Origin of the sequence: Burkholderia paludis, assembly GCF_000732615.1 — a bacterium.
Classification (GTDB): Bacteria; Pseudomonadota; Gammaproteobacteria; order Burkholderiales; family Burkholderiaceae; genus Burkholderia; species Burkholderia paludis.
Genome location: NZ_JPGL01000014.1, coordinates 143433 through 166204, shown reverse-complemented (window position 1 = coordinate 166204; position 22772 = coordinate 143433). Strand labels below are relative to the sequence as shown.

The 22772-nt window shown below is 71.1% G+C and carries 20 protein-coding genes, 1 pseudogene and 2 riboswitches; of the genes and pseudogenes, 9 read left to right on the top strand and 12 right to left on the bottom strand.

Annotated elements, in window-relative coordinates:
* Nucleotides 1-5: 5 nt before the first annotated feature.
* On the bottom strand, nucleotides 6-1214 hold the full coding sequence (locus GQ56_RS0110965; RefSeq protein ID WP_031398696.1) for an MFS transporter: 1209 nt from the start codon (nucleotides 1212-1214) through the stop codon (nucleotides 6-8).
* 94 nt (nucleotides 1215-1308) lie between these two features.
* Between GQ56_RS0110965 and GQ56_RS0110960 the strand changes: the two genes are divergently transcribed.
* Both GQ56_RS0110960 and GQ56_RS0110955 read left to right on the top strand, forming a co-directional pair.
* Complete coding sequence (locus GQ56_RS0110960; protein ID WP_031398695.1) at nucleotides 1309-2211, top strand: LysR substrate-binding domain-containing protein; 903 nt, start codon at nucleotides 1309-1311, stop codon at nucleotides 2209-2211.
* Nucleotides 2212-2470: 259 nt separating this feature from the next.
* Nucleotides 2471-3826 (top strand): chitinase, encoded by a 1356-nt coding sequence (locus GQ56_RS0110955; protein ID WP_031398694.1) that lies wholly within the window; start codon nucleotides 2471-2473, stop codon nucleotides 3824-3826.
* 96 nt (nucleotides 3827-3922) lie between these two features.
* On the opposite strand, the gene GQ56_RS0110950 is transcribed toward GQ56_RS0110955, so the two are convergent.
* The 3 genes from GQ56_RS0110950 to GQ56_RS0110940 form a co-directional block, all read right to left on the bottom strand.
* On the bottom strand, nucleotides 3923-4666 hold the full coding sequence (locus tag GQ56_RS0110950) for an IclR family transcriptional regulator (RefSeq protein WP_031398693.1): 744 nt from the start codon (nucleotides 4664-4666) through the stop codon (nucleotides 3923-3925).
* Between the two features lie 60 nt (nucleotides 4667-4726).
* Entirely contained in the window at nucleotides 4727-5893 is a 1167-nt protein-coding gene (locus GQ56_RS0110945; RefSeq protein WP_031398692.1) for an acyl-CoA dehydrogenase family protein, read from the bottom strand.
* A gap of 103 nt (nucleotides 5894-5996) precedes the next feature.
* Nucleotides 5997-7178 carry a CaiB/BaiF CoA transferase family protein gene (locus GQ56_RS0110940; protein ID WP_031398691.1) on the bottom strand — a complete coding sequence of 394 codons (1182 nt, stop codon included), beginning with the start codon at nucleotides 7176-7178 and terminating at the stop codon, nucleotides 5997-5999.
* A 267-nt stretch (nucleotides 7179-7445) separates the two neighbouring features.
* Here GQ56_RS0110940 and GQ56_RS0110935 point away from each other — a divergent pair, with 267 nt between their 5' ends.
* Nucleotides 7446-7700 carry a hypothetical protein gene (locus tag GQ56_RS0110935; protein ID WP_031398690.1) on the top strand — a complete coding sequence of 85 codons (255 nt, stop codon included), beginning with the start codon at nucleotides 7446-7448 and terminating at the stop codon, nucleotides 7698-7700.
* Nucleotides 7701-7835: 135 nt separating this feature from the next.
* Entirely contained in the window at nucleotides 7836-8231 is a 396-nt protein-coding gene (locus GQ56_RS0110930) for an NUDIX domain-containing protein (protein ID WP_031398689.1), read from the top strand.
* Between the two features lie 49 nt (nucleotides 8232-8280).
* Here the strand turns inward: GQ56_RS0110930 and GQ56_RS0110925 are convergent, their stop codons facing one another.
* From GQ56_RS0110925 to GQ56_RS44150, 8 genes are all read right to left on the bottom strand, one after another.
* Nucleotides 8281-8607 (bottom strand): low molecular weight protein tyrosine phosphatase family protein, encoded by a 327-nt coding sequence (locus GQ56_RS0110925; protein WP_031398688.1) that lies wholly within the window; start codon nucleotides 8605-8607, stop codon nucleotides 8281-8283.
* 31 nt (nucleotides 8608-8638) lie between these two features.
* On the bottom strand, nucleotides 8639-9211 hold the full coding sequence (locus GQ56_RS0110920) for a DUF1993 domain-containing protein (RefSeq protein ID WP_031398687.1): 573 nt from the start codon (nucleotides 9209-9211) through the stop codon (nucleotides 8639-8641).
* Nucleotides 9212-9377: 166 nt separating this feature from the next.
* Nucleotides 9378-9830 carry a YaiI/YqxD family protein gene (locus tag GQ56_RS0110915; RefSeq protein WP_031398686.1) on the bottom strand — a complete coding sequence of 151 codons (453 nt, stop codon included), beginning with the start codon at nucleotides 9828-9830 and terminating at the stop codon, nucleotides 9378-9380.
* A 60-nt stretch (nucleotides 9831-9890) separates the two neighbouring features.
* Nucleotides 9891-10499, bottom strand: a complete 609-nt coding sequence (locus tag GQ56_RS0110910) for a vWA domain-containing protein (RefSeq protein WP_031398685.1) — start codon at nucleotides 10497-10499, stop codon at nucleotides 9891-9893.
* 68 nt (nucleotides 10500-10567) lie between these two features.
* Nucleotides 10568-11644 carry an ATP-binding protein gene (locus GQ56_RS0110905; RefSeq protein WP_031398684.1) on the bottom strand — a complete coding sequence of 359 codons (1077 nt, stop codon included), beginning with the start codon at nucleotides 11642-11644 and terminating at the stop codon, nucleotides 10568-10570.
* Nucleotides 11641-15450, bottom strand: a complete 3810-nt coding sequence (cobN, locus tag GQ56_RS0110900) for a cobaltochelatase subunit CobN (protein ID WP_031398683.1) — start codon at nucleotides 15448-15450, stop codon at nucleotides 11641-11643. Before cobN ends, GQ56_RS0110905 begins: the two co-directional genes overlap by 4 nt.
* Nucleotides 15451-15456: 6 nt before the next feature.
* Nucleotides 15457-16536, bottom strand: coding sequence for a cobalamin biosynthesis protein CobW (gene cobW / locus GQ56_RS0110895; protein ID WP_031398682.1), 1080 nt, complete (start codon nucleotides 16534-16536; stop codon nucleotides 15457-15459).
* Nucleotides 16537-16856: 320 nt separating this feature from the next.
* Nucleotides 16857-17120: riboswitch (cobalamin riboswitch) on the bottom strand.
* Between the two features lie 138 nt (nucleotides 17121-17258).
* Nucleotides 17259-17546, bottom strand: coding sequence for a hypothetical protein (locus GQ56_RS44150; RefSeq protein ID WP_152601719.1), 288 nt, complete (start codon nucleotides 17544-17546; stop codon nucleotides 17259-17261).
* 239 nt (nucleotides 17547-17785) lie between these two features.
* Between GQ56_RS44150 and GQ56_RS40105 the strand changes: the two genes are divergently transcribed.
* From GQ56_RS40105 to GQ56_RS0110865, 5 genes and pseudogenes are all read left to right on the top strand, one after another.
* Nucleotides 17786-19648 carry a DUF3857 domain-containing transglutaminase family protein gene (locus tag GQ56_RS40105; protein WP_052007246.1) on the top strand — a complete coding sequence of 621 codons (1863 nt, stop codon included), beginning with the start codon at nucleotides 17786-17788 and terminating at the stop codon, nucleotides 19646-19648.
* An 84-nt stretch (nucleotides 19649-19732) separates the two neighbouring features.
* Nucleotides 19733-19969: riboswitch (cobalamin riboswitch) on the top strand.
* Nucleotides 19970-20154: 185 nt separating this feature from the next.
* Nucleotides 20155-20436, top strand: a pseudogene (locus GQ56_RS46475) (SAM-dependent methyltransferase); the annotation flags it as partial.
* Nucleotides 20433-20810, top strand: a complete 378-nt coding sequence (locus GQ56_RS0110875) for a cobalamin biosynthesis protein (RefSeq protein WP_031398679.1) — start codon at nucleotides 20433-20435, stop codon at nucleotides 20808-20810. The pseudogene GQ56_RS46475 and the gene GQ56_RS0110875, both read left to right, overlap by 4 nt.
* Nucleotides 20811-20847: 37 nt before the next feature.
* Complete coding sequence (gene cobO, locus GQ56_RS0110870; RefSeq protein WP_031398678.1) at nucleotides 20848-21450, top strand: cob(I)yrinic acid a,c-diamide adenosyltransferase; 603 nt, start codon at nucleotides 20848-20850, stop codon at nucleotides 21448-21450.
* Nucleotides 21451-21452: 2 nt separating this feature from the next.
* A complete protein-coding gene (locus GQ56_RS0110865; RefSeq protein WP_031398677.1) occupies nucleotides 21453-22757 on the top strand; it encodes a cobyrinate a,c-diamide synthase in 1305 nt (434 codons plus the stop codon).
* The last annotated feature ends 15 nt before the right edge of the window (nucleotides 22758-22772 follow it).

Below are 22772 nucleotides of genomic sequence, written 5' to 3'. Positions count from 1 at the left end.
CGCGGCTATCGAATCGGCCGAAACCTCCGCGCGCCGGCCGGTTCCGCGCCGTCCGCGCGGCCGGTGCGCCAGAAGCGGTAAACGAGCACGCCGACGATCGCCTGCGCCGCGATCACGAACGCGACGCAGCCGGCCCATCCCCAGCGGTGCCAGCCCGGCAACGGCAAAATCGAGCCGAGACTGCCGCCGAGGTAGTAGCAGGACAGGTAGAGGCCGATCGCCGTCGAGCGCGCACGTGCTGCCGCCTGCGAGATGAACGCGTTGGCCGACGCCTGCTCGACGAACACGGCGGTCGAGCTGAGCGCGAGGCCGGCCAGGATCACCGGCACGTGGTCCGACAGCGTGAGCAGCGCACCGCCGATCGCGAGCGCGGCCGCGGCGAGCCCCGGCGCGCGCGGGCCGCGATGCCGCGCGACGCGCCCCGCGAGCGGCGTGACGACCACCGCCACCAGGAAGACCGCGTAGATCGCGCCGATCCCGACCGTGCCGAAGCCGAACGGCGCGCGAGCGAGCCGCAGGCCGACGAACGTGAACGTCGCGACCTGCGACGCGAGCACGCACGCGCCGATCGCGAACGACGCGAGCAGCGGGCCGCGCGTGACGATGTGCCAGGACGGCCGCACGTCGGCGTCCGCATCGGGTTCGGCATGCCGTGTGTGCGCGCCGGCCGCCGGCAGGCTCGCGTAAATCGCGACGCCCGTGACGAGGCACAGCGCCGCGACGGCGTCGAGTGCGTGCCGCCAGCCCCACATCGCCGTCAGCAGGTTGGTCGCGAAGCGGCCGGCGAAGCCGCCGAGCGTCGTGCCGGCGACGAACAGCGCGCTGATCTCGGCCGACGTGCCGCGATCGAAACGTTCCGCGATATAGGCGATCGACAGCGCGAAGATGAACGGCATGATCAGGCCGGCCGCAAAGCGCGCGCCGAGAAACGACGCGAAACCGGCCGCGTGCGCGGACCACACCACCGGCAGCGCGACGGCCACCGCCGCGCCCGCGATCGCGACGCGCCGCTCGATGCGCGCGGCCAGCACGCCGACGAACGGCGCGATAATGGCGACGGCCGTCGTGGTCGCGCTCACGCCCTGCCCCGCGCGCTCCGCGCTGACGCCGAAGCTCGCCGCGAGTTCGTGCAGGATGCCCTGCGTCGAATAGAGATTGAGAAACGCGGCGAAGCCGCAGAGAAAGAACGCGATGCGCGTGGTCCTGTCGTTCATCGGAGCTGCCAGGTTGTCGATGCCGACAGTCTGACGAGCGCGCCGCGCGCACGCCAATACCGTTTTCATCGCCATTGATACCGGAACGACAACAATGCTCGACCTGCGCCGCCTCCGCTATTTCGTGGTCGTCGCCGACGAACTGCACTTCGGCCGCGCGGCCTTGCGCCTGCGGGTCGCGCAGCCGCCGCTGACACGCCACATCGCCGCGCTCGAAAGCGAGCTCGGCGTCCGGCTGTTCGAGCGTTCGACGCGCGCGGTGCGGCTCACGCCCGAAGGCACGGTCTTCCTCGAACACGCGCGCAACGTCGTCAGCGCGGCCGCCGAGGCCGAGGCGAGCGCGCGCAAGATCGCGCAGGGCATCGCCGGGCGCATCGTGATCGGCTATGCGAGTTCGATTCCGATGTCCGCGACGTTCCCGGACGTCATTCGCGCCGCGGGCCGGACGATGCCCGACGTCGAGCTCGCCTTTCGCGAGGCGGCCACCGCCGGCCAGCGCCAGCAGATCGCGGACGGCGCGATGGACATCGGCTTCGGCTGGGCGTGGGACGGTGCGCCCGGCGCCTCCGTCGAATCGCTCGTCGTGTCGCGCGAGCCGCTCGTCGCGGCCGTACCGGCCGGCACGCCGCTCGCCGGCCGCGCGTGCCTCGACGTTGCGGAACTGGCAACCGAAACCTTCGTCACGTTTCCGCCCGGTTACGGGTCCGCATTGACGGCTGCGCTGGACGATCTGTGCGCGCAAGCCGGATTCGCGCCGCGCATCGGCGCGAGCGCGGCGCAGATCACGACGCTCGTCTCGCTGGTGGCCGCCGAGCGCGGCATCGCGATCGTGCCGGGCTTCACGGCGACGTTGCAGCGCCCGGACGTCGTCTACGTGCCGCTCGCCGGCACGCGCGCGGTCGAGCAGATCGTGTCGTGGCGCGAGCCGTTTGCGTCGGCGTGCGTCGAGCGCTTCGTCGCGCTTGCACGCGCGCTCGTGCAGCCGGCCCCGGCCTGACGCGGCCGGCGCGACCCGTGCGACGCATGCCGGGCCGCGCACGATCGAGCGGGGCCCTCACCCGTCCGGCGCATTGCGCAACGGTGTCGAATCGGCAGGATCGTTGCTCATCGGGAATCAAATAACAAAAAGAACTCCTGACTATTCACTATTCGGCGCGAATCCTCCAAGATGGGCACGCCGTCGGCCGGGCCTACCCGATCGGCCGGCCGGCGGCGATACGCGGGCCAGCGTATCCCTCTTCCACTTGGAGAACACAATGCACAACAATGTGTTGCCGCGTTTCATCCCGCGCGCGCTTGTCGCGGGTTGCCTGCTCGCCGCCGCGAGCGTGTCCCAGGGCGCCGGCGTCTATGCGCCCTATGTCGACGTGACGCTCTATCCGACGCCGCTCGTCGACCAGATCGGCGTCCAGCAAGGCATCCAGCAGTTCACGCTCGCGTTCGTGGTCGCGGGCAGCGGTTGCACGCCGTCGTGGGGCGGCGTGCAGGCGATCGGCAACGGCGCGAGCGGCGGCCTGCTGACCGCGCTGTCGACCTCGATCGCGAGCTATCGCGCGAAGGGCGGCGAAGTCGCCGTGTCGTTCGGCGGCGCGAACGGCACGCCGCTGATGCAGGCGTGCTCGACGGTCCCCGCGCTGGCCGGCGCGTACCAGACCGTGATCGATACGTACGGCCTCACGCATATCGATTTCGACATCGAAGGCGTGTCGCAACTGGACACGGCCGCGGTCGCGCGCAACTTCCAGGCGGTCGCCCAGCTGCAGGCGAGCTATGCGGCGAAGGGCCAGCCGCTGCACGTCACGCTGACGCTGCCGACGATGCCCACCGGGCTCACGCAGGACGGGCTGAACATCGTCAACGCGGCGATCGCGAACCAGACCGTGTTCGACGCGGTGAACGTGATGGCGATGGATTACGGCCCCGCGAACCTCGACATGGGCGCCGCCGCGATCAGCGCCGCGCAGGCGCTGTATTCGCAGCTCGACACCGCGTTCAAGGCGGCCGGCCAGCCGAAGACGGACGCCCAGCTCTGGCAGATGGTCGGCGTCACGCCGATGATCGGCGTGAACGATGTGCAGGGCGAAACCTTCACGCTCGCGAATGCGCAAAGCGTGTTGAACGCCGCGGTCAACAATGGCTACGGCTTTTTCGGCAACTGGTCGGTCGGCCGCGATCAGGCGTGTGCGTCCGGCGGCACCTCTGCGTCGCCGATCTGCTCCGGCGTCGCGCAGCAGCCGTACGCGTTCGCGACGATCTTCAAGCAGCTCGCCGGCAAGTGGGGCGCGGGCGTCACGCAGGATCCGAACTACGGCGGCGGTTCGAGCGGCGGCACGCCGCAGCCGGGTGCGCCCTGGGCGGCCGGCCAGGTCTACACGGCCGGCGCGACGGTCACTTACCAGGGCTCGACGTACCAGGCGCAATGGTGGACCCAGGGCGACGTGCCCGGCCAGGCCGCCGTGTGGAAGGTGGTCGGCGGCGGCACGCCCGCGTGGTCGGCCACGACCGCTTACGCGGGCGGCACGTGCGTGACGTACCAGGGCGCGAAGTACTGCGCGAAATGGTGGACCCAGGGCGACAACCCGAGTGCGGGCGGCGTGTGGGTGAAGTCGTGACGTCGCGGCGGCGCATCCGCGCGTGATGCGCGGCGGGCCGTCTCCGGCGCGGCCGGGTCGCGCGCCGGCGCGCGGCCCGCTGCCGGACGGTCCGCCCTATCCGCGCGCGTGCTCGGCCAGCAGCCGCGCCCTGGCCTCGACGAGCAGCGCCGCATGCAGGTCGCGATGCTGGCGGATCCGCTCGCTCGGCCCGACGACCGACAGCCCGTACCAGTCGCCGTCGAGCGTCAGCGCGACCGCGATCGCCGACAGTTCGGGTGCGCTCTCGCCGAAGTTCTCCGCCCAGCCGAGTGCGCGAAACCGCGCGGCCTGCGCGACGAGCGCGGGCAGGTCGGCCACCGTCGCGTCGGTGAGGCGTTCGAACGACAATTGCGCGCCAAGCGCCTGCTGCGCGTCGCCGGCCAGCTCCGCGAAGATCGCCTTGCCGATCGAGTTCGCATGCAGCGGGCGCAGCGCGCCCGGCTCGCGCGTGTAGCGGATCGCCTGCTCCGATTCGACGACATCGAGGTACGTGACCGACGCGCCCTGGATCTTGCCGAGCACGGCCGTCTCGTGGCTCGCGTCGCGCAGCGCGACGAGATGCGGATGGACGATGTCGACGACGGGATCGGTCGCGTCGATCGCGGCGGCGATCGCCTGCAGGCGCCGCGTCGGGTAGTAGCCGCCGCGCCTGCGCACCTCGTACAGGTAGCCGCGGCTCACGAGCGTGCGCGCCATCGCGAGGCAGCTCGACGCCGGCACGTTGAGCAGGCGGGCGAGTTCGGTGAGCGGCAGCGGCCGCCGTTCGGCGGCGAACAGCTCGAACAGGTCGAGCGTGCGGGCAACGAGTTTGACGTCCATGACGAGCGCTTGAATCGGAACGGGAAACCGCGCACCGGGCCGGCCGCCGGGCCGATACGGTCAGTACGACTTCGGCAGCCCGAGCACCTTCTCCGCGATGTAGCACAGGATCAGTTGCGGACTCACGGGCGCGAGCCTCGGAATCATACACTCGCGCAGGTAGCGCTCGACATGGTATTCCTTCGCGTAACCCATCCCGCCGTGCGTGGCGACCGCCGTCTGGCACGCATGGAACGCGGCCTCCGCGCCGAGGTATTTCGCCGCGTTCGCCTCCGCGCCGCACGACTGCCCCGCGTCGTAGCGCGTCGCGGCCTTCAGCACCATCAGCCACGCGGCCTCGAGTTGCATCCACGACTGCGCGAGCGGATGCTGGATCGACTGGTTCTGCCCGATCGGCCGGCCGAACACCACGCGCTCGCACGCGTACTGCGTCGCGCGGCGCAGCGCGGCCTGCCCGAGCCCGATCGCCTCGGCGGCGATCAGGATCCGTTCGGGATTCAGCCCGTGCAGCAGGTACCGAAAGCCGTCGCCTTCGTTGCCGATCAGGTCGTCGGCCGGCACGCGGAGGTCGTCGATGAACAGCATGTTCGAATCGACCGCGTGGCGGCCCATCTTCTCGATTTCGCGCACCTCGACGCGCGTGCGGTCGAGGTCGGTATAGAACAGGCTCAACCCGTCGGTCGGCTTCGCGACCCGGTCGAGCGGCGTCGTGCGCGCGATGATCAGCATCTTGTTCGCGACCTGCGCGGTCGAGATCCAGATCTTGCGGCCGCTCAGCACGTAGTGGTCGCCGTCGCGGCGCGCCTGTGTGCTCAGGTGCGTGGTGTCGAGGCCCGCGTCGGGCTCGGTCACCGCGAAGCACGCCTTGTCGCGCCCGACGATCAGCGGCGGCAGGAAGCGCGCCTTCTGCGCGGCGTTGCCGAACACCTGCACCGGATTCAGCCCGAAGATGTTCATGTGGACGGCCGATGCGCCGGACAGTCCCGCGCCCGACGCGCTTATCGCGCGCATCATCAGCGCGGCCTCGGTCATCCCGAGCCCTGCGCCGCCGTGGGCCGGGTCCATTGCGATACCCAGCCAGCCGGCCTCGGCCAGCGCCCGGTGAAAGTCGTCCGGAAACCCGCCCGCGCGATCGCGCTCGAGCCAGTAGTCGTCGCCGAAGCGCGCGCAGATTTTCCCGATCGCGCTTTCGATCGCGCGCTGGTCGTCGGTCAGGTCGAACTGCATGACTTGCTCTCCCGGAAAACGTCAGGCGGATGCGCGCTTCTCGATGAACCGCCGGAAAAACTGTCGCGATCCGGCCGGCGCGCACCGCCGGCCGCGCGGCCGCTCAGTCCCGCCGGCCGCCTCCCTCCGGATCGCGACCGGAATCGCGATCGGCGTCGCCAAACACCTGCGCCGCGTGTTCGTTCAGCGCGGGCGGCGGCCGCCGGTACGCGGCCGGCGTGCGGCCCAGCTTGATCGGCGACGCGATGCCGCGGTGCCGGCCCAGCTCGACCTTCATCTTCCGATGCGCGACATGCGGATGGTCGAGCGCCGCATCGAGCCCGAGCACGGGCGCGCACGGCACGCCGGAGCGCATCAGCCGCTCGGCGAGTGCCGCGCCGTCATGCGCGGCCAGCGCCGTTTCGAGCAGCGCGCGCAGCGCGGCGCGGTTCGCGCTGCGCGCGCGGTTGTCGGCGAAGCGCGGATCGTCCGGCCAGTCGCGGGTGCCGAGCACGTCGCACAGCGCCGCGAACTGCCCGTTGTTGCCGACGGCCAGAAAGATGTCGGCGCCGGCCGTCGGAAAGCGGTCGTACGGCGTGATGTTCGGATGCGCGTTGCCGGTGCGCACGGGCGCGCGGCCCGAATGAAAGAAGTTCGGCGTATGCGGATGCAGGATCGACAGCGCGCAGTCGAACAGCGTCGCTTCGACGAACTGCCCGCGGCCGCTCGCGTCGCGCTCGCGCAGCGCCATCAGCACGCCGAGCGCCGCGTTCAGCCCCGTGACGAGATCGACGATCGGCACGCCCACGCGCAGCGGCGCGCCGCCGGCCTCGCCGTTGACGCTCATCAGCCCCGCGAGCGCCTGCACGGCCGCGTCGTAGCCGGGCAGCCCGCCGAGCGGGCCGTCCGCGCCGAAGCCCGACACGCGGCAATGAACGAGGCGCGGAAACCGCGCGTGCAGCGCGTCGAAGCCGAGGCCCCAGCGCTCCATCGTGCCGATCTTGAAATTCTCGACGATGGCGTCGGCGTGTTCGAGCAGGCCGAGCAGCCGCTCGCGGTCCTCGGGCTGCGTCAGGTCGAGCGCGACGCCGAGCTTGTTGCGGTTCACGCCGAGGAAGTACGACGCGGTGTCGCCGTCGAACGGCGGGCCCCAGGTGCGCGTTTCGTCGCCGGACGGCGGTTCGACCTTGATCACCTCGGCGCCGTGGTCGGCAAGGATCTGCGTCGCGTACGGGCCGCCCAGCACCCGCGACAGATCGATGATGCGCAATCCCGCCAGCGCGCCCTGCTGCTCGTGTTCCGCCATGCGTCCCGCTCCTGGTTCCGGTTGATCGGCGTGCCGGCTCCGGCGGCCTGCCACGCATGGCGCGACCTGACGGAATCGGCGAATAATTCTTGTATGTGAATTTATATTCACACTCAGGAATTTTCATGTCAAGTCCGGCGTCACGTGGCCGCCGTATCCATGACGCCTCCCCCCGCAAGCCGGGGGCGACACCGAGCACGGACAGGTTGCGACGATGCCTCGCCTTTCGCTAAGCTGGCGGGAACGAAAGAATAAGGCGGATTGTTCATGAAACGGATGCTGCTGACGGCCTTCGTGCTGGCGGCGACGCTGGGCGTCGGACACGCGCAAACCCGGACTTTCCAGTTCGGCGAAGGACAGGCCGGGATGCCGGGCGCGGCGCCGCAAGCTGCCGCATCGGGCGCGCGGCCCGCGCACCGTCGCGTCGCGGCGCCGTCGTCCCGCCACCGGCATGCCGGACACCCGCACGCCCGTCGCCGTCACGTGAAGCCGACGCGCAACGGGATCTACACGCATTCGTGACGCGGTGGGTGCACGGAACTGTCACGAACGGCCGGTAGGATCGATGCGGCTGCCTGTACGCTGGGGCGGTCCGCTGCCGGACGACGTTGCGCCGCCGCGCATTTTCTCCACGATTCAGCACCTGTTTTGCCGAACATGAGTACCGGGCCGTATACCCTCGCCGCCGTCAAGGAACGCGCCACGATCGTGTGCCGTCAGCGCGGCAACGTGCTGCTGGTCGCGCGCACCGCGTCGCGCTGGTCGCTGCCGGGCGGCACGATCCGGCGCGGCGAGACGCCGCTCGAGGCCGCGGAGCGGGAACTCGCCGAGGAAACCCGGCTGGAGGGGCTCGCACTCGATTACGCGGTGCAGTTCGGCGGGCTCACGAAGCTCCATCACGTGTTCGTGGCCGAGGTGCCGGCACACCTGTCGCCGCGTGCGAACAACGAGATCGCCCGCTGCAGGTGGTTCACCGTCGAGCGCCTCGACACGCTTCGCGCCAGCGTGCCGACGCGCAAGATCATCGAGCTGCTGCGCCTCGACTGTTTTTAGGCGACCGCGCACGGCCGCATCGCGCGGCCGCCGGTGTCGCCCGCGCCGGTTACCCGCGCAGGATCGGGCCGGCCTTGCGTTCGAGCAGCGTCACGAGTTCCGGCTGCATGAACGCGTACCGGTCGGGAATGTCGAGACAGACGATCCTCTTGTGCTTCAGACGCGCGCCGAATTGCGCCGTCAGCCTCGCCTTGTGCGCCCGCTCCATCACGAAGACGATATCGGCCCAGTCGAGCTGGTCGGCCGACAGGCGCGTATCCGCGTCGGGCGCGAGGCCCGCCGAGTCGGTTTCGACGCCCGGCCACGCGGCGAATACCGCCTCGGCCGTCGGGCTGCGCAACCGGTTGCGGCTGCAGACGAACAGTGCCCGTGTCATGTCGCCGCGCGGCCGCCCGGTGCCGTCCTGCTCACCCTTGCGGCATCGTGCCGGGCCGCACGTACGCGAGCATGTGCGGCACGAAGTCGGCCTTGCCGAGCGGCACGCCGTGATGGCGCAGGATCGCGTACGCGGCAATCGCGTGGAAGTAGAACTGCGGCAGCGCCCAGTCGCGCGCGTACTGTTCGCCCGTCATGTCGAACGCAACCCCGTTCGGCAATTCGAGCGCGATCGGCAACGCGACGCCGCCGTCGAGCGCGTCCGGCGCGAGCTCGCCGAGAAACGCGAGCGTCGCGGCAATGGTTGCTTGCGCATCGGCCAGCGTTCCGGGTTGCGCGTTCGCGTTCCACCCTGCCTCGCGCAGCGCCAGCAGCGAAGCCGGCACCGGCTCGCCGCGCAACCGGTGGATCGGCTCCGTCGCCTGGAAGCACGAGAAGCGCACCTGTGCCGCAAGCGGATACATGTCGTCCGCCAGCTTCAGCGTCATCGCCGCGTCGGGCGCATCGCCCGCGGCCTGCCGGTGTCCGGCGGCCTTGTCGAGCCATGCGGACAGCGCATGCAGCAGGTGGGTAAAGGTCGGAACGAGAAGTTGAGTCGGCGACACGCGTGTGCTCCTGTGTTGTGGTTTGCGTCACGATAGCAGCGTCGCTGCAAATCCGCATCCGTTCCGGGGGAGCACACGCGATCCGATATGGGCCAGTATGGGCCGGCGACCGGTCGCGTCAGGTCATGCGTGCACGCCCGCGTCGTGCGCAGGCCGATGCGTCGGCTCAAGGCTTGCCGTGCCGCGCCAGGAACCGGTCGAGCTGCGCGGCGAACGCCTTGCCGTCGCGCGCGCTGAACGGCGCCGGCCCGCCGGTGTCGATGCCCGCGCTGCGCAACTGGTCCATCATCGCGCGCGTCGACAGCCGCTCCTCGATGTTCTCGCGGCTGAACCAGTTGCCGCGCGGGTCGAGCGCATGCGCGCCCTTGTCGAGGACGGCGGCGGCCAGCGGGATGTCGGCGGTGATCACGAGGTCGCCGCTCTCGGCCAGCTCGACGATGCGCGCATCGGCCACGTCGAAGCCGGCCGGCACCTGCAGCGCCTTGATGAACGGCGACGGCGGCGTGCGCAGGAACTGGTTCGCGACCAGCGTCACGCAGATTTCGGCACGACGCGCGGCGCGAAACAGCATGTCCTTCACGACGGCGGGACACGCGTCGGCATCGACCAGTACTTGCATGGCGGGTTGTCCGGTGGACTGAATGAGAAACGGCGATCATAGCGCACCGCCGGCGGGCCTTCAGCCGGCCAGGTCCGCGCACAGCGCATCGGCCGTCACCCACTGCGCGCCCCACGCGGCGGCAAGCCGCGCGCCCTGCCCGATCCGCACGGCCGCATCGTCGAAGTCGACGAACACCACATGATCGGCCGCAGCCGGTTTCGCCGGCGTCTCGCGCGTGCGCCCGTCGGACAGCACCCACAGCCAGCGCTGCGTGCCGGGCGCGCGCCGCGCGGCGCGTGCCAGCAGTTGCGCGGCGGCCGCGATGCCGTCCGCGAGCGGCGTGCCGCCGCCGCCGTCGACCGGTTCGAGCCAGCGGGCATTCCACCAGCGCGGCACGGCGGGGCCGAAACGCCGCACGGCGCCGTTGCCGCCGAAGCAGATCAACGCGGTTTCGGCGCGGTCGCGCGCGGCCCGATCGAAATACGCGACGATCAGCCCCTTCGCGTACGCGAGCCGGTCGTGCGACAGCATCGACGCCGAACAGTCGAGCACGAAGCAATGTAGCGCGGGCGGCGGGCCGGCCCGCTTCCGGAAGCGCAGGTGGCCGCGAACGAGCGGCCCGCCGCGTTTCGCCGCGAGCGTCGCCGGCCATGCGACGGCCGTGCCGTCGCGCGCCGTGCCCGGCACGCGCACGGCGGCGCCTGAGTGCCATCGAGCACCGCGAACGGCGTTCGCGGCGGCGCCGGCCCGATGGCTCAGGCTTTTTTTAGCGGCAGCGGCACCACGCCCTTGACCTCGCGCAGCCCGGCCGGCTCGGGCGGCAGGTAGCCCCAGTCGCCCTGCGATGCCGCGGAGCCGTTCTTCGACGCGGGCGGCGGATCGCCGGCGCGCTCGCGCGCATCCGGCGTCGAACGGGCGTCGTGTTCGCCGCGCTGCGGCGACGCGCCCGGCTCGGGCGGCGGCCCGGCATGACGCCGGTGCCGCAGCACCGCGTCGGCCACGCGCGCGACGTGCGACTCCGTCACCGCCTCGGCCTGCTCCAGCGCGGCGAGCGCACGCGCGGCGCGCAGCATCACGAGATCGGCGCGCAGCCCGTCGACGGCCGCGTCGATGCACAGCGCGCTGACGCGCGCATGGACCGCATCGTCGAAATCCAGCGCCGCGAGCCGTGCGCGCGCCGCACGAATCCGGTCGCCCAGTTCGCGCTGCGCGGGTGCATGGCGTGCGCGGAACGCGTCCGGATCGAGATCGAACGCGAGCCGCGCCTTCACGATCCGCTCGCGCTGCGCGGCATCGAAGCAGTTCTCCAGTTCGACCATCAGCCCGAAGCGGTCGAGCAGTTGCGGCCGCAGCTCGCCCTCTTCGGGGTTCATCGTGCCGACCAGCACGAAGCGCGCGTCGTGCGCCTGCGACACGCCATCGCGCTCGACGATGTTCACGCCGCTCGCGGCGACGTCGAGCAGCGTATCGACCAGCCCGTCGGCGAGCAGGTTCACTTCGTCGACGTACAGCACGCCGCGATGCGCGCGGGACAGCAGGCCCGGCCGGAAACGCACGCCGTTGTCGGCCAGCGCATGCGCGAGATCGAGCGTGCCGGTCACCTGTTCGTCGCTCGCCGACAGCGGCAGTGTGACGAACTGCCCTTCCGGCAGCAGTTCGGCGAGACCGCGCGCGGCGGTCGATTTCGCGGTGCCGCGCGGCCCGCTCACGAGCACGCCGCCGAGCGACGGGTCGATCGCGGCGAGCAGCAGCGCCTGCTGCAAGGCCTCCTGCGCGACGAGCGCCGCGAACGGAAAGACCGCGCGGGCGCGGTACGTCGTCGGATCGGTCATCGCCGCCCCTCTTCCTGGATGTGTTCGCTCGCGAGCCAGACCGCCTCGATCCGCTCGCGATAGTCGCCCGGTTGCTGCCACAGGCCGCGCTGCATTGCCTCGACGAAGCGTTCGCAGATGCCGTGCAGCGCCTTCGGGTTGTGCCGTTCGAGGAATGCGCGCGTCGCGTCGTCGAACAGGTACGCATCGGCCACGAGCGCGTACTGGTGGTCCGACAGCACGCGCGCGGTCGCGTCGTAGCCGTACAGGTAGTCGACGGTCGCGGCCAGCTCGGCCGCGCCCTTGTAGCCGTGACGCTTCACGCCGTCGAGCCATTTCGGGTTGACGACGCGCGAGCGGATCACCCGCGCGATTTCCTCGCGCAGCGTGCGCATTTTCGGCGCGGCCGGATTCGCGTGGTCGCCGTGGTAAATGCTCGGCTGTTGTCCGGACAGGTGGCGCACGGCCGCCGTCATGCCGCCCTGGAACTGGTAGTAGTCGTTCGAATCGAGGATGTCGTGCTCGCGGCTGTCCTGGTTCTGCACCACGACGTCGATCGTCGCCAGCCGCTCGCCGAACACGTCGGGCGCGGCGTCGCCCGCGCTGTTCTGCGCGTACGCATGTCCGCCCCACTGCCGGTACGCCGCCGCGAGATCGGCGTCGGTCTGCCAGCGGCGCTGGTCGATCAGGTCCTGCAGGCCCGCGCCGTAGCTGCCCGGCCGCGCGCCGAACACGCGCCAGCCGGCGCGGCGTCGCGCTTCGTCGGGGGCCACGCCCTGCGCGATCCACTTCGCGCGTTCGCGCTCGACGCGCGCGCGGATCGGGTTCAGCGACTCGGGCTCGTCGAGCGCGGCGACGGCCTGCACGGCCGCGTCGAACAGGTGCATCAGGTTCGGGAACGCGTCCCGGAAGAAACCCGACACGCGCAGCGTCACGTCGATGCGCGGCCGATCGAAGATCTCGATCGGCAGGATCTCGAAGTCGGTCACGCGATGGCTGCCGTGCGCCCATTTCGGCCGCACGCCGAGCAACGCGAACGCCTGCGCGATATCGTCGCCGCCCGTGCGCATCGTCGCCGTGCCCCACACGGACAGGCCGATCGCGCGCGGATAGTCGCCGTGATCCTGCAGATGGCGCTCGATCAGCTGCTGCGCGGATTTCAGGCCGAGCGACCAGGCGGCCTGCGTCGGCACCGCGCGCGTGTCGACCGAGTAGAAGTTGCGGCCGGTCGGCAGCACGTCGGGACGGCCGCGCGACGGCGAGCCGCTCGGCCCCGGCGGCACGAAACGGCCGTCGAGCCCGCGCAGCAACTGGCGCATTTCCTCGTCGCCGCATGCGTCGAGCGCGGGGATCAGCGTCGCGCGGACGCGCTCGATCACCTCGCGCGTATGCGGCCACGCGCCGGGCGGCGCCGCGTCGACGCTCGCCGCACCGCCGTCGGCCGCGCACAGCCCGTCCAGCCATTGTTGCGCCAGCCGTTCGAGCCGCTCGCGCGTATCGCCCGCGTGGCGCCACGGCGACGCGTCGAGCGCCTGCAGGATCGCCGGCCGCGGGCCGGCCCACGGTGCGGCCCAGTCGGCCGCGAGCGGATCGAAATCGTCGCCGAGCGCGAGATCGCGCGCCAGCGCGCCGATCAGCCCCGCACGCGCGCCCTTGCCGTCGCCGACCGGAAAGCGCGCGAGCGCGAGCAGCGTGTCGCGCCGCTGGCGGCCGGCCGGCGACGCGCCGAACACGTGCAGCCCGTCGCGAATCTGCGCTTCCTTCAGCTCGCACAGCCACGCATCGACGCGCGTGAGCAGCGCATCTTCGTCGCCGGCGTCGCGCGGCGGCGACACGCTCAGCTCGTCGTGCAGCCGGTGCTCGGCGATCGTCGCGAGGATCGTCTTGCGCAGCAGCTTCGCGCGCCGCGCGTCGACCATCAGCGCTTCGTAGTATTCGTCGACCTGCCGTTCGAGATCCTGCAGCGGGCCGTAGTTTTCCGCGCGCGTGAGCGGCGGCATCAGGTGATCGACGATCACGGCCTGCGCGCGCCGCTTCGCCTGGCTGCCCTCGCCCGGATCGTTGACGATGAACGGATACAGGTGCGGCAGCGGCCCGAGCGTCAGGTCGGGCCAGCACGCATCGGACAGCGCGACGCTCTTGCCCGGCAGCCATTCGAGGTTGCCGTGCTTGCCCAGGTGGATCACCGCGTCGATGCGATATGCATCGCGCAGCCAGAAGTAGAACGCGAGATACGCGTGCGGCGGCACGAGGTCCGCGTCGTGATAGCTCGCGTAGTCGTTTTCGTCGCGCGAGCGCGACGGCTGGATGCCGACGAACACGTTGCCCGCGCGCCAGCCGGCGATCGTGAAACGCCCCTGCCGTATCGTCGGATCGGCTTCGGGCGGCCCCCAGCGCTGGTTCAGCGCGTCGCGCACGGCGGCCGGCAGCCGCGCGAAACGGGCGACGTAGTCGGCCAGCGCGTAGCTCTGGAACGCCGGGCGCAGCGCACGCACGGCCGCGTCGTTGGTCACGCCTTCGGTGAGCCGCGCGATCAGCGCATCGCCGTCGAGCGGCAGGTCGGCCACCGCGTAGCCCGCATCGCGCAGCGCCGCGAGCACGCGCAGCGCGGACGCCGGCGTGTCGAGCCCGACGCCGTTGCCGATCCGCCCTTCGCTTTGCGGATAGTTGGCGAGGATCAGCGCGACGCGCTTGTCGGCGCGCTCGAGCGTGCGCAGCCGGCACCAGCCGCGCGCGAGCGCCGCGACGAACGCGATCCGCTCCGCGTCCGGCTGGTAGCGCACGACGTCGACCTCGGTATGCGGGCAGCGATACGCGAGCCCCTTGAAGCTCACCGCGCGCGTGACGATGCGCCCGTCGACCTCGGGCAGCGCGATGTGCATGGCGATGTCGCGCGCGTGCAGGCCCTGGTTGTCGGCCACCCACGCGTCGCGGTTGCCGCCGGACAGGATCACCTGCAGCACCGGCGCATCGCCCGCGAGCACCTCGTGTTCGGGGCGGTCGATCGCGCCGGCCGCGAACGCGGTCGTGTTCAGCACGAGCGCGACGCCGTGCGCGTCGCACAGCTGCGTGATGACTTCGCGGCTCACCGCGTCCTTCAGCGACGTCACCGCGATCGGCAGCGGGTTCAGCCCTTCCCGCACGAGCGCGTCGGCCAGCGCGTCGAACACGGCCGTGTTCGCGGCCTGCCAGTGCGCGCGATAGAACAGGATCGCGACGACGGGCGCGCCGGGCGTCCAGCGCGGCCGCCAGTCGTCGACGCTCGCGCGCTCGCGCGCCGGGTGATACAGCGCGGCGGCCGGCAGCGGGCGCGGCGGCTCGGGCTCGTCGCCGAACCCGAGCGTATGAAACGCGATGCTGCGCAACAGCGCCTCGGCGTTGTGCACGCCGCCTTCGCGCAGGTAACGCCACCACAGCCGGCACAGCGCGGGCGTGACCGTGCTTTTCGCGACGAGGTTCGGGTCCTCCTGCAGGTCGCCCGAGAACATCGCGAGCTGCTGCCCGCGCTTCGTCGCGAGCGACACGGCCTGCTCGATCCCGTACGGCCAGTACGCCTCGCCGCCGAGATGGTCGATCACGACGGACTTCGCGTGCCGCAGCACGTCGTCGACATAGAAATCGACGGACGCCGGCTGCCGCAGGAACGTGACGTTCGCGAGGCGCACGCTCGGGAACCCGGCCGGCAGTTGCGGCACGACGCTCGCGAGCAGCGACAGCGTCGTGTCGGCCGAACTCAGGATCACGATGTCGGCCGGCTGCTGGTCGATCCGGACGACGCCCTGCGTATCGTCGACGAAGCCGCCCGGCGTGGTGCGCAGCAGATGCATCGTGCGTTATGCCTGTTGCGGCTCGGCCGCGCACGCGGCGTCGAACGCGCGCTGCAGCGCGGCGGCGTCGAGATCCTCGCCGATCAGCACGAAACGGCTCGCGCGCGTTTCGCCGTCCTGCCAGCGGCGGTCGAAATAGCTGTCGAAGCGGCGACCGACGCCCTGGATCACGAGCCGCATCGGCGCGCCGGGCAGCGCGGCGAAACCCTTCGCGCGGTAGATCGTGTGCGTTTCGACGAGCCGCTGCAGCGCGGCGATCGTCGCTTCGCGCGAGCCGGCGTCGCCCGACACGACCACCGAGTCGAAATCGTCGTGATGGTGATCGTGATCGCCGTCCTCGGCCGAGCCGTGATGGTCGTGGCGCAGGTGGATCGTGTCTTCCGACGCCGATTCGAGGCCGAGCAGCATCGCGAGATCGAGTTCGCCGCGCGTCGCGCGCACGATCTTCACCTGCGGCGGGATCTCGTCGCGAATCGCGGTTTCGATCTGCGCGAATGCCGCGTCGTCGACGAGATCGGCCTTGTTCACGATCACGAGATCGGCGGACGACAGCTGGTCGGCGAACAGCTCGTGCAGCGGCGATTCGTGGTCGAGGTTCGGATCGGCGCGGCGCTGCGCGTCGACCGCCTGCGGGTTTTCCGCGAACTGGCCGCTCGCGGCGGCCGGCCCGTCGACGACGGTCACGACCGCGTCGACCGTGAAGCTGTTGCGGATCGTCGGCCAGTTGAACGCCTGCACGAGCGGCTTCGGCAGCGCGAGCCCGGAGGTTTCGATCAGCACGTGGTCGATGTCCGCGCGCCGTTCGACGAGCGCCTCCATCACCGGATAGAACTCTTCCTGCACGGTGCAGCACAGGCAGCCGTTCGCGAGTTCGTAGAGCTGGCCCGACGCTTCGCCCTGCGCGTCGTCGCAGCCGATGCCGCAGCCCTTGAGGATTTCGCCGTCGATGCCGAGCTCGCCGAATTCGTTGACGATCACCGCGATGCGGCGGCCCTCGGCATGCTGCAGGATGTGGCGCATCAGCGTGGTCTTGCCGCTGCCGAGAAAGCCCGTGACGATCGTGACGGGAAGCTTGCGAAGGGTCATGGTAGGTCCAGTGTCGAAGAAGGAATCAGGCCGGGATCGTCGCGTCGGGAGCGGCGTGGCGGTTCATCGGGCGGATCGCGGGACATTCGCCGCACGCACCGGACGCACGGTCGCGGGGCGGTCGGAACGACGAATCGGGCATGGTGCATCCTTGCGAACGGTCGACATCGTGAATGCCAACACGGCTGCCGCCGGCCCGGCGCGTGCCGCGTGCCGTTCGCCGCGCCGGCCGGGTGCATGCGCGCGGGGCGGAGGAAGCGGGACAGGCGCGGGCGTCGGGCCTGCTGCGGCCGTGGACGATGCGCCGCCTCCCCGCGGCGCTGAACCCCAACGTTTGGGCCGGTATCCGGGCTGACGAACACGCCGCTTCGCCTTCCCGGATGCGCGCGGCATCCAGTGGCGGTCGTCCGCATGCGCGCGGCATGCGGCGAAGCGGCGCTGCATCGCGCATGGCGCGACGCGTTCGCTTACCGTTGCGGGGGCAGCACAGGTTGGCGCGGCCGCGGTGCGGGCTCGCTTCCTGTTTCCCGTTTAACTGCGCGCGCCGGCGGGCGCGCGCGAGCACCGAAACGCGTGCGAGTGTAGGTGCAGCGGGCGGGAGCGTCAAGGCGGACGGCGGGGCCGCCGCCGGCGCATTGCCGTTGCACGATCCCGTCGCTCGTATCCGCCCGCGGTGCGCGCGGCGTGCCCGACCGGACACGGCTGCGTTGACGATCGTTCAATCATCCGCCGCGATCGGCCGGCGAGCGCGATGCCCGACCGGGTCGGGTTCCGTCGCGCAAACGACCTGCCGGAAGAAGCTGCGGGGATGGACGGGTCGGCGCGCGCTGGCTACGGTCGGATCCGTTGCCCGTGCCTTTGTCGACATCGATGCGATCCATGCGCACGTTCCGGTTGTACGTTGCCGTCGTCGTGTGGTTGACTATGGCACTCATTTTTCCGTTCCCGGCGAAGGCGCGGGCCGTTTCCTTCGCGGCGATCGCAAAAATCCTGGCCGGCTCGTACGTCATTCTGTAAATGCCGCGTGCGGCAAGGCGGTATGCGTGACGTTCCACACGACGAGAAGCACATCCGATCGCGGTCGTCCGCCACGTCCGCGATCGCCAACCTGCGAGGATGCGGCATGAAAAGACCCGCGGTAACGGCAACGGCTCGGCGTGCATGCGCGCATGCGCGCCGGCCGGCGCCATGCGGCACCGGGTTCCCCGCACGCCTTCTCCACCCCGATTCCTGACGACCGGTTTCACACATGATTCGACATCGCACTTCCCTTTCGCGCCTTGCGCGCTTCGGCATCGCCGCGTGCCTGACGCTCGCGCCGCCGATCGCTTTCGCCGCCGACTACCAGGTCGAGCGACTCGACAACACGATCAGGGTCGACGCCTCCGGCCGGCGCACCGCGCAGGTCGACCTGTCGGTCAAGCTGCTGACCGATGCCGCAATCGCCCGCTTCGGCCAATACGTGCTGCAGTACAACGCGCAGCTCCAGACGCTCGACATCAACGCCGCCCAGACCGTGCATGCCGACGGCTCGACGGTACCGGTCGACGTCCAGCACGGCATCTTCGACCGGCCGGCGCCGGTCACGGCCGCGGCGCCGCAATTCAGCGCCGAACACCTGCGCATCGTCGCGTTTCCCGCGCTCGCGAAAGGCGACTCGATCCGGCTTTCATACACGCTGACCGACACGGATACGCTGTTCCCCGGCAAATTCAGCGTGCAGCTCGCGTTTCCGCCGACCGAGGACTACCGCGCCGCGAGCATCACGCTCGATACGCCGGCCGCCATGGCCGTCGCGATCGAGGCAAGGGAGGTGAGCGCGACGGCCGATACGACGCGCGACGGGCGCCGGATCCGCGTGTACCGCTATGAAACGCCCGCGCCGGGCCCGATCGAGGAGCAGTCGAACACGGTCGCGTGGACCGACCGCGGCCCCCTGTTCGTCGCGACCAATTTCTCCAGCTATGCGGACATCGCGCGCGCCTACCGGGCGCGCGCCGCCGACAAGCAGGCGCCCGCGGACGCGATCCGCGCGCTCGCGGACCAGATCACGGCGGGCGTCGACGACCGTCGCGAGCAGGCGATGCGGCTGTACGCATGGGTTGCCCGCAACATCCGTTACGTCGGCGTGTATTTCGGCGCCGGGCCCGTGGTCCCGCACCCGGCCGACGCCGTGCTCGCGAACCGGTACGGCGACTGCAAGGACCAGGTGACGCTGCTGTCCGCTCTGCTCGCGGCGAAAGGCATCGAGAGCCGCACGGTGCTCGTCAACCTCGGCGACCGCTACCGCCTGCCCGAGGCGCCGGACGTGCTCGCGTTCAATCACGCGATCGTCTGGCTGCCCGAATTCGATGCGTTCGCCGATACGACGGCCGGGGTGCTGCCGTTCGGCGCGTTGCCGTTCGAGGCGAGCGACAAGCCCGCGCTCGACACCGCGACGGGCAACGTGATCCGCACGCCGCCGCAAAACGGCCGCAACAGCCGTTCGCTGCTCGCCTACACGCTCGATCTCGATCCTGACGGCAACGCGGCGATGACGGGCGACATCGCGCTCGACGGCCAGGCGGTCCAGTATGCGCGGCAGATGTTCGTCTACGTTCAGCCGAAACGGCTGTCCGACGAGATGCTGCGCCGCTCCGGCCTTTCCGGCGAGCTGCACATGACGCCGCATCATCTCGACGCACTCGACCAGCCGTTCTCGATCGCGCTGCGCGGCACGCTGAACCAGTTGTCGCTGATGCCGGGCCCCGCCGCGTTCGCGGTGCCGCCGCTGCCGAATTTCGGCCGGATCCGCGACTTCGCCGATTTCGTCCTGCGGCAGAAGGACAAGCGCATCGACAGCGTATGTGCGGGGACGCGGCTCGAGGAGCGCTACCGGATCACGCTGCCGGCCGACGTCGAGATACTCGCGATTCCGCCCGACGTCGATGTCCGCGCGGGCGAAATCTCGTACCGCTCGACCTATCGCCGCAACGGCCGGACGGTCGACGTGACGCGCGTGCTCGACCGCGATCTCGCCGGCAACGTGTGCAGCAGCGCGAAGCTCGTCGAGTGGGCGGACGCCGCGCGCAGCATCTCGAAGGATCTGAAGCGGCAGATCCTGTATCGGTAAGCGCTGGCGCGACGGCCCGCGCAGCGCGCGCCGTCGCCCGCCGGCAGTGCCTGCGCCGCATGCGTTTGCAGCGGCGCGCTGTGCTATCGTATGCGCCGCGTTCGGTGCTCGCATGCGCATTCCGTGCATGCGGTTAAACGGGAAACAGGAGGCGGACGACCGCCCGGCCTGTGCTGTCCCCGCAACGGTACGCCGCCCGCGCGACGCGCTTTCCGCGCACGCGCCCGGGCCGCCCGCGATGCCACTGCCCGTCAGCCGGGCGGGAAGGCTGCGGCCCGGCAAGCGGCCAGCCCGGATACCGGCCGACGCAAGGGGCGAGCCCGACGCTCGCCGAACGCCCGATCCGCGGGGGACGGCTGGGGCGCGCATTCCGTCCGCGTCCGCGCGGGCTTCGCCCGATCCGCCATGCCTTGCCTGTCCGCCGGCCGCCATTCGGCCGCCCGCCTGCCCCTTTCCACTGTTTCGACCGGGTCCGCGCCGTGCCGCGCGCGATGAGCCGCGCGTGGCTGATGGCAACGCGCATGACGATCGTGATCTACATGGGCATCCGCCGGCTCGACGCGATCGCGACGGCGCTGCGCGACGGCGGCCTGCCCGGCGACACGCCGTGCGCGGCCATCGAGAATGCGACGCGCCCCGAACAGCGGCACGTGCTCGCGACACTCGGGACGCTGGTCGAACGGGTCGGCGCCGCCGGCATCGGTTCGCCGGCGATCGTCGTGATCGGCCGCGTCGCGGCGCTCGCCAGCGATCCCGCGGTGCGCATCGCGCTCGGCGGCGGCGCATGATGCGCGTCGCGCTCGGCGTCGGATTTCGCGCGGGCGCGACGGCCGCGCAGCTCGACGCCGCGATCCGCGCCGCGCTGGCGCGCTATCCTGACGCAGAACCGGCGCTCGTCGCGACGCTCGCCGACAAGGCGCGTGCCCGCGCGCTGCGCACGGTGTGCGCGCGACGCGGCTGGCCGCTGGTCGCGTTCGACGCGGCGCTGCTCGCGAGCCGCCCCGAACTGGCCGCGAGCGGTGCGTCGAATGCCGCGCTCGCGCGCTTCGGCGTCGCGGGCGTGGCCGAGCCGTGCGCGCGGCTCGCGGCGCCCCACGGCCGGTTGCTGGGCCCCAAATTGATCCGGGACGGCGTGACGGTCGCGCTCGCCGGCCCGCTCTGAACCCTTTGTTCCGCTTTCTTTCGACAGGACGATTCCGATGAAAACCGACGCAGAATCCCATCAACGGATGACCGAACGCCGCCGCGCCGGCCACGAGAAGAAGCAGGCTGCCGCCGTCAACGAAAAGGGCCTGCTGATCGTCAACACCGGCAACGGCAAGGGCAAGAGCACCGCCGCGTTCGGCATGGCCGTGCGGGTGCTCGGCCACGGCATGCGGCTCGGCGTCGTGCAGTTCATCAAGGGCGCGCTGCACACGTCCGAGCGCGACTTCCTCGGCGCGGTCGCGCAATGCGATTTCGTGACGATGGGCGACGGCTATACGTGGAACACGCAGAACCGCGACGCCGATATCGCGACTGCCCGCAAGGGCTGGGACGAGGCGCGCCGGATGATCGAAAGCGGCGACTACCGGATGGTGATCCTCGACGAACTGAACACGGTGCTGAAGTACGAATACCTGCCGCTCGACGAAGTGCTCGCGACGCTCGCCGCCCGGCCGGATTCGGTGCACGTCGTCGTCACCGGGCGGCACGCGCCCGATGCGCTGATCGACGCGGCCGATCTCGTCACCGAAATGCGCCTCGTCAAGCATCCGTACAAGGAGCAAGGCGTGAAGGCGCAGCGCGGCGTGGAGTTCTGAGCGTGCCCGCCTGCCCCGCGCTGTTCGTCAGCGCGCCCGCGTCCGGCCAGGGCAAGACGTCGGTGACGGCCGGCCTCGCGCGGCTGCACCGCCGGCTCGGCCGCCGCGTGCGCGTGTTCAAGACCGGGCCGGATTTCCTCGATCCGATGCTGCTCGAACGTGCGAGCGGCGCACCCGTGCATGCGCTCGACCTCGGGATGGTCGGCGAGGCCGGGTGCCGCGCGCTGCTCGCCGAGGCCGCGCGCGAGGCGGACCTGATCCTGATCGAAGGCGTGATGGGGCTGTTCGACGGCACGCCGAGCAGCGCCGATCTCGCGGTCGCGTTCGGCGTACCGGTGGTCGCGGTCATTTCGGCGAAGGCGATGGCGCAGACGTTCGCGGCGATCGCGTTCGGGCTCGCGCGGTTCCGGCCGGCGCTGCCGTTTCACGGCGTGCTGGCGAACCGCGTCGGCTCGGCCCGGCACGCGGCGCTGCTGCAGCAGGCGCTGCCCGACGACCTGCGCTGGCTCGGGCACGTGCCGGCCGACGCGGGCATCGCGTTGCCGGAACGGCATCTCGGCCTGCACCAGCCGGGCGACATCGACGATCTCGACGCACGGCTCGAGCGCGCGGCCGATGTGCTGGCAGGCACGTCGCTCGCGCAGTTGCCGCCCGCGATCGCGTTCGCGGAGCTCGACGCCGCCGCGCCGGTGCCGCGCGGGCTCGCCGGCAAGCGGATCGCCGTCGCCCGCGACGCCGCGTTCTCGTTCATCTATCCGGCGAATCTCGCGCTGCTCGCCACGCTCGGCGCGCAGGCGGCGTTCTTCTCGCCGCTGGCCGACGAGCCCGTGCCGGACGATTGCGACGCGCTGTTCCTGCCGGGCGGCTACCCGGAACTGCACGCGGCGACGCTCGCGGCCAACGCCGTGGCCGCGCGATCGATTCGCGAGCATGCCGCGGCCGGCCGGCCGATCGTCGCGGAATGCGGAGGGATGGTCTATCTGTGCGAATCGCTGACCGACGTCGACGGCGCGACGGCGCCGATGCTCGGCCTGCTGCCGGGCCATGCGACGATGCAGCGCCGGTTCGCGGCGCTCGGCATGCAGCAGCTCGCCACGCGTACCGGCGCGCTGCGCGGCCATACGTTCCACTACTCGCGGCTCGCGACGCCGCTCGAGCCGGCCGCGTGCGCGACCCGGCCCGACGGCGATGCGGGCAGCGGCGAGGCCGTCTATCGCGCGGGCGCGATCGTCGCGACCTACATGCACATGTACTGGCCGTCGAATCCGGAAGCCGTGACGGCGCTGTTCAGCGGTAGCGCGATCTAGCGCGACCGGTGTCGG